The sequence below is a fragment of the Kitasatospora sp. NPDC127116 genome, from assembly GCF_042677365.1.
GTDB lineage: Bacteria > Actinomycetota > Actinomycetes > Streptomycetales > Streptomycetaceae > Kitasatospora > Kitasatospora lactacystinica.
This window is the reverse complement of record NZ_JBHXTL010000040.1, coordinates 64,017-70,016: the sequence shown is the minus strand read 5'-3', so window position 1 is coordinate 70,016 and position 6,000 is coordinate 64,017. Positions and strand designations below refer to the sequence as shown.

Here is a 6,000-nt window from a genome sequence, read left to right as displayed (position 1 = left end):
CGCTTCTTATTGTTTTTAAGCGTACCTCTCGCCCCCGGGCCGGGGGGGGGGTTGGTGGGCGCCCAACACCCACCGCGCGCCGGGCGCGTGCTCCCGGCCGGGCCGCGGTGGCGTGGGTAGCGTTGGCGGTCATGAACGAGGCGATGTCATGAGCCCCGCGGGGGAGCCCGCCGGGCCACCGGCCGAGGGGGACCTGCCGGGGCCGGGGCCCGATCCGGACGAACAGGTGGAGGGCGCCGCGGCGCAGCTGCGCGCCCTGGCGAGGTCGACGGACCGGCTGCAGGGGCTGCTGTCGGCGGTCCTGGCCATCGGCGGCGACCTGGATCTGCCCGCGGTGCTGCACCGCATCGTCACCACGGCCATGGACCTGGCCGGTGCCCGCTACGGCGCGCTCGGCGTCCTCGCCCCCTCCGGCGACCACCTGGAGCACTTCGTCACCGCCGGCCTGACCGAGGAGGAGCGCGCGGCCCTCGCCGGAACCGGGTTCCCGCACGGGCGCGGAGTGCTGGGCCACCTGATCCGCCACCCCGAGCCGCTGCGCGTGGACGACATCCCCTCCCACCCGGCCTCCGTCGGCTTCCCGCCGGGCCACCCGCCGATGCGCACCCTGCTGGGCGTGGCGGTCACCGTCCGCGGCGAGATCTACGGCGACCTCTACCTCTCCGAGCGCGCGGACGGCCGGCCGTTCGACCAGGACGACGAGGAGATCGTGCGCGCCCTCGCGGGCGCGGCCGGCATCGCCATCGACAACGCCCGCCTGTTCGGCCACCTGCGCGACAGCGCGGAGCAGTTCCAGCGGCTGCTGCTGCCCACGCTGCCGGACCTGCGCCCGTTCTCCGGGGCCGCGGTCTACCGCACCGCCGCCGAACCGGCCGGAGTCGGCGGCGACTGGTACGACGCCGCCGTCCTGCCCGACCAGGCCTGCGCCGCCGTCATCGGCGACGTCGTCGGGCACGACCTGTACGCCGCCGCCGCCATGGCCCAGGCCCGCAACATGCTGCGCGCCCTGCTGTACGACCGGGGGAGCCCTCCCAGCTCGGTGCTGACCCGGCCCGACCTCACCGTGCGCGCCATCACCGACCTGCCCGTCACCACCGCGTGCCTGGCCCGGATCGAACCCGCCGCCGACGGCTGGACCGTCCACTGGAGCACCGCCGGCCACCCGCCGCCCCTCGTCCTCACCCCCGACGGCCGAGCCCGGTACCTGGACGGCGAACCCGGCATCCCGCTGGGCATCGACCCCGAGCTCCACCGCCCCGACCACTCCGAGCCGCTGCCCGCGGGAAGCACCGTCGTCCTGTTCACCGACGGCCTCGTCGAACACCCCGACCATCCCATCGACCGCGGCCTGGACGCGCTCGCCGAGCTCGCCGCCGCCCACGCGGGCGAACCCCTGGACGATCTCGTCCGCTTCCTCGCCGACCACCACCCCAGCGACGGCCACGACGACATGGCCGTCCTCGCCATCCGCACCCCCGCCGAGGAGCGGACCGACCGGCGGCCGTAGTCCCGCCCCGGGGGCCGACGCCGCCCCCGCTACTTCAGCAGGAAGTCGTACACCGCCTGCCGTCCGGCCGGGTTCGCCGCCCGGTTCTGCACCGAGTGGGCCGCGCCCGGCACGATCACGATCTGCGGATGGTGCGCGAACTCGGCCTGTTGGAAGAGCAGTTCATAAGGCGTGGCCAGGTCCCGGTCGCCGCCGAGCAGCAGCACCGGCACGTCGGGCAGCATGCTGTGCGCCGGCGGGATCGGCGGGACGGGCTCGCGCGGCCAGTCCAGGCAGACCAGGAGGCTGCCGAGCCCGGTCGCGGTCGCCGGGTCGAACGGCCAGGTCTGCTCGGTGGTCAGCCGCTGCCGGGCGCGCTCCAGCGCGGCCGCCCGGCCCTCGACGGGGGTGTCCGTGGTGCCCCACGGGAAGTGCGAGTCGGCGCACAGGGTGGCGGAGTGCAGCCCCTGGCTGAGATCCTCGGCCGGGGCGGCGTCGACCTCCCGGTGGACGAGTTCGAAGAAGTCCTGGAGCTTCGCGGGCTGCCCGGCGGCGGCCTCGTGCAGGATTTCCGGGACCCCGCCGTAGTCCGGGTCGATGAACTCGTAGCCGGTGAGCGCACTCAGGATCTGCGCTCCGTTGCCGTACCGCCGAACGGTGGCGGCGAGGTCGGCGGCCGGGTCGGTGGTGCAGCCGGTGGCCCGGCAGACGGCCCGCAGGATCCGGGCGCTCGCGGGCAGCGCGGCCAGGTCGAGGGGGTCGAAACCCTGTGGCGGCGCCACCGAGTCGAGCACCAGCCGGGCCACGTGCGCCGGGTGGGCGAGCGCGTACCGCTTCGCGACGATGGTGCCGTAGGAGACGCCGTCCAGGGTCAGGCGCCGGTCGCCGAGGGCGCGGCGCAGCAGGTCGATGTCGGCGACGGTGTCGGCGGTGCTGTAGTGGCGGGCGTCGGTGCCGAGGGCGGTGGCGCAGTCGGTGACGGACTGCCTGCGCGGCAGGGCGAGGTCGGAGGAGCCCATGTCCTCCTGGAGGCCGGGGCATTGGAGCGCGTTCCGGCCGGTTCCGCGCTGGTCGTACATGACCAGGTGGTAGTCCTTGAGGACGGGCTCCAGCTTGCCCGCGATCTGCTTGATCGTCGGGACGCCGGGCTGGCCGGGGCCGCCGGTGAGGAACAGCAGGTCGCCCTTGGGCGCCTTGGTGTTGCCGGTGAAGGCGACCGCGAGGTCCAGGCTGCCGGGGGTGGCGCCGCTGTGGTCGAGCGGGACGGTGAGGGTCCCGCAGGTGAACTCGGGCGCGTCCGGGCAGGGTGCCTGCCCGGTGATCCCGCCGCCGGCCGGGGCTTCGCCGCCGGCCGAGGCACCGGCCTCAACTCCGGCTCCGGCCAACGCTCCGGCTCCGGTGGAGGCGAGGGCGGGGGTCGCCAGGGTGGTGCCGGCGACCACCGCGAAGGCGCCCGCCAGGGCGGCGATGCGGCCGCGTGTGCTCGTCATGTGTCGTCCTTCCGCTCGCACCGCGTCCGTACGGACACGGTCACGGAAGCAGCCTGCGCCCGGGGCGCGTCGATGGCGAGCGTTCGGGCGGGATCCGAGTGGGAACGAACCGTCAGGCCCCGGACGGCCCCGGAAGGCGGAGCGGCGCCCGCGTACGGGTGTTGCACCGTCTCGGGCAGGGCGATGCCGACGAGGTCCAGCGCCCCGCCGAGCATCGGCGCACTGTCGTCACTCAGTGTGATCAGCGTTTGGCGGACGTCGTGAGGCGGGGTGCGGCGGCCTGCGCCTAGCGTGGCGTTCCGGGGGCGATCCGAGTACTTCCGCGGGTCGGGCCGTCCGGGAACCGGAGGTCCGGTCCGCCCTCCAGAAGGCATGTGCACATGAAGCTTCGGGCATGTTCGAACGCGCTGGTGACCACCGCGCTGACCCTCGGTCTGGCCGCTGCCGCGTCCCCGGCCGGCGCGGCGGACCCGCCGCCGTTCCTGGACCGGCTGCACACCGTGTCCGCCGTCGCGTCCACTGTCCCCGAGAACGGCGACGTCAACCCGTACGGCACGTTCACCATCCAGGAGAGCGTCGGTGACCTGCACCGGGGCAACGTCCTGATCAGCAACTTCAACAACTCGGCCAACCTCCAGGGCACCGGCACCACCCTGGTCCAGGTGACCCCGGGCGGCAGCAGGACGACGTTCGCCACGATCGACCCGAACAACCTGCCCGGCCCCTGCCCCGGCGGGGTCGGCCTCACCACGGCGCTGACCGTCCTGCCCGGCGGCTGGGTCGTGGTCGGCAGCCTGCCCACCGCGGACGGCACGTCCGACACCGCCCAGGCCGGCTGCCTGCTGGTGCTCGACCGGCACGGAACCGTCCGGGAGACCATCGCGGGCGACGGCATCAACGGTCCGTGGGACATGACCGCCGTCAGCACCGGCAAGCGCAGCGAGCTGTTCGTCACCAACGTGCTCAACGGGACGGTCGCCGGCGGCGGTGCGGAGGTCGACCGGGGCACCGTCCTGCGGATCACCCTGTGCACCGAGGACGACCGGCCGCCGCAGCGGGTGGCCACCACCGAGATCGGCTCCGGGTTCCCCGAGCGGACGGACCCGGCGGCCCTGGTGGTCGGCCCGACCGGGGTCGGCCTCGGCCATGACGGCACGCTGTTCGTCGCCGACGCGGTGCTGAGCCGGATCACCGCGATCCCGCACGCGGTAGCCCGCACGGACAGCGCGGGCATCGGCCGGGTCGTCACCGAGGGCGGCGGCCTCAACGCCCCGCTGGGGCTGGCGATCGCACCCCGGGGTGACATCCTCACGGTCAACGGCGGGGACGGCAACATCGTCGAGACGACTCCCGAGGGGCGGCAGGTGGCGAGCAAGCAGATCAACAACGAGGGCACTCCGCCGGGCGCCGGCGCGCTCTTCGGTCTCGCGCTGGACCTCGACCGGGACGCCGTCTACTTCGTCAACGACGCGGACAACGCCCTCGACGTCCTGCACTGAGCGCGGGAACGGCGTGGGAACCAGGAGGAGCGGTGCACCGGCGGTGGTCGCGGCCGGTGCACCGCGGCCCGCCGGTGGCGGGTGGATCGGGCGCCTCCCCGGATCGCGCGCCTCCTGGGAACCGGCGTCTCCGTCGGTATTGTGCGGTTCCGGAAAACCGCGGACGAATACCGGAGGGGACTGCTGTGTGTGATGAAGTAGAACGTCGTATCTTCTCAATGTTTGATTCGGATAACGATCAGATCGTTTCCCGGTCGGAATATCTCTCGCGGGTGGACCGGGTGGTTACGGCCCTGGCTCCCGTGCGCGGCGCCGAAGTCGTGGCCCAGGAAAATCGTTGATCGAACCCGAATTCAACAGGAGAAAATCCAGCTCATGAAACCCGTACTCGTCGGCGCCGCACTCACCGCCGTGGCACTCCTCGAAGCGGCCATTCCGGCCGGCGCCGCCTCCGCCGATCCCGAGGTCGACGCCACCTGCGTGCGCACCCTCCACGGCACCTTCGACACCCCCGTCGACCCCGGCGGCGGCAACGCACCCCAGGCCGACACCTTGCACATGACCGGCACCGTGAAGTGCGTCGACCCGGCAGGCCGGCCCGTTGCCGCCGGGACCGTCGACCACACCGTCACCCTGCCGCGCACCGAATGCACCGGCGACGAGCACGGCGACACCTCGGCCACCCGCGTCACCTGGGCGGACGGCGCCGTCTCCACGCTCAGGTTCGACCGCGTCGACGTCGTCAAGGCCTACGGGACCGCCTCGCTGGTCGCCGCCGGCAGGGTCACCTCCGACAGCGCGCGATTCGCCGGTGACACGCTGAGCGGTACGGGCACCAGCATCAGCACCGGGTGCGGCACCATGGCCGGCGCCCGCACCGTCGACTCCACGACGGTGATCCGCCTGTCCCACCGGCCGGGGCCGGCAACCGGCTGACGCACCGGACACCGGGCCGGGGTCGTCGGCGCGAGGGCCGTGAACAAGAGCTCTCCCGTCGGCGCGCGGCCGCCTTCTCCGGCGGTCGCACCACGAGCCGACGGCGGACGCGGAGTTGACGTGGTGGCACCGCAGGGGCTGACGGCACCCGTGCCGCCGTGTTCCGGGACACCGGTCGCCGTGGGCACCCCGTTCGGGTGTGCGCGTCAACGACGCGTCAACGACGCGTCAGCAGCGCGTCGGTGGGCGTCAGGGGTTCGTCAGGGGTTCGTCAGGGAGGGTGAACGCGCTTGCCCCGGGCCCGCGGGCGGGCTTTGATGGAGCACATGCACCGCTCGACACGCCACCACGACCGCCCGCCGCATAGCCGGCCGCGGATCGTCGCTGTCGCGGTCGCCACCGCCGTCCGGTAGGACCGAGCCGCTTCCCGCTCTCCGCCGGCCGCGGGGCACGGGTTTCGGTGTCCTCCACCGGTTCCGTGCCGATCGCCGCCGCCCGTTCCTCGGCCCCGACCGGCTCCGAGGGGCGGGGGACGGGCGGCATCCTCTCATCGCACCACACCTTTCCCGCACCGGCGGCCCCGGGAGCG

4 protein-coding genes are annotated in these 6,000 nt (G+C 73.8%); 3 read left to right on the top strand and 1 reads right to left on the bottom strand.

Annotated features, from left to right (window positions below; all coding sequences use genetic code 11):
* The first annotated feature begins 148 nt into the window (after window positions 1-148).
* Complete coding sequence (locus ACFVHV_RS18280) at window positions 149-1,507, top strand: PP2C family protein-serine/threonine phosphatase (RefSeq protein WP_380352065.1); 1,359 nt, start codon at window positions 149-151, stop codon at window positions 1,505-1,507.
* Window positions 1,508-1,536: 29 nt separating this feature from the next.
* Here ACFVHV_RS18280 and ACFVHV_RS18275 read toward each other — a convergent pair whose 3' ends face one another.
* Window positions 1,537-2,976, bottom strand: coding sequence for an alpha/beta fold hydrolase (locus tag ACFVHV_RS18275; RefSeq protein ID WP_380352063.1), 1,440 nt, complete (start codon window positions 2,974-2,976; stop codon window positions 1,537-1,539).
* 380 nt (window positions 2,977-3,356) lie between these two features.
* Here ACFVHV_RS18275 and ACFVHV_RS18270 point away from each other — a divergent pair, with 380 nt between their 5' ends.
* Both ACFVHV_RS18270 and ACFVHV_RS18265 read left to right on the top strand, forming a co-directional pair.
* Window positions 3,357-4,475: a hypothetical protein gene (locus ACFVHV_RS18270; RefSeq protein WP_359904590.1), complete on the top strand. Its 1,119-nt coding sequence runs from the start codon at window positions 3,357-3,359 to the stop codon at window positions 4,473-4,475.
* A gap of 375 nt (window positions 4,476-4,850) precedes the next feature.
* A complete protein-coding gene (locus ACFVHV_RS18265) occupies window positions 4,851-5,411 on the top strand; it encodes a hypothetical protein (RefSeq protein WP_380352061.1) in 561 nt (186 codons plus the stop codon).
* Window positions 5,412-6,000 lie beyond the last annotated feature (589 nt).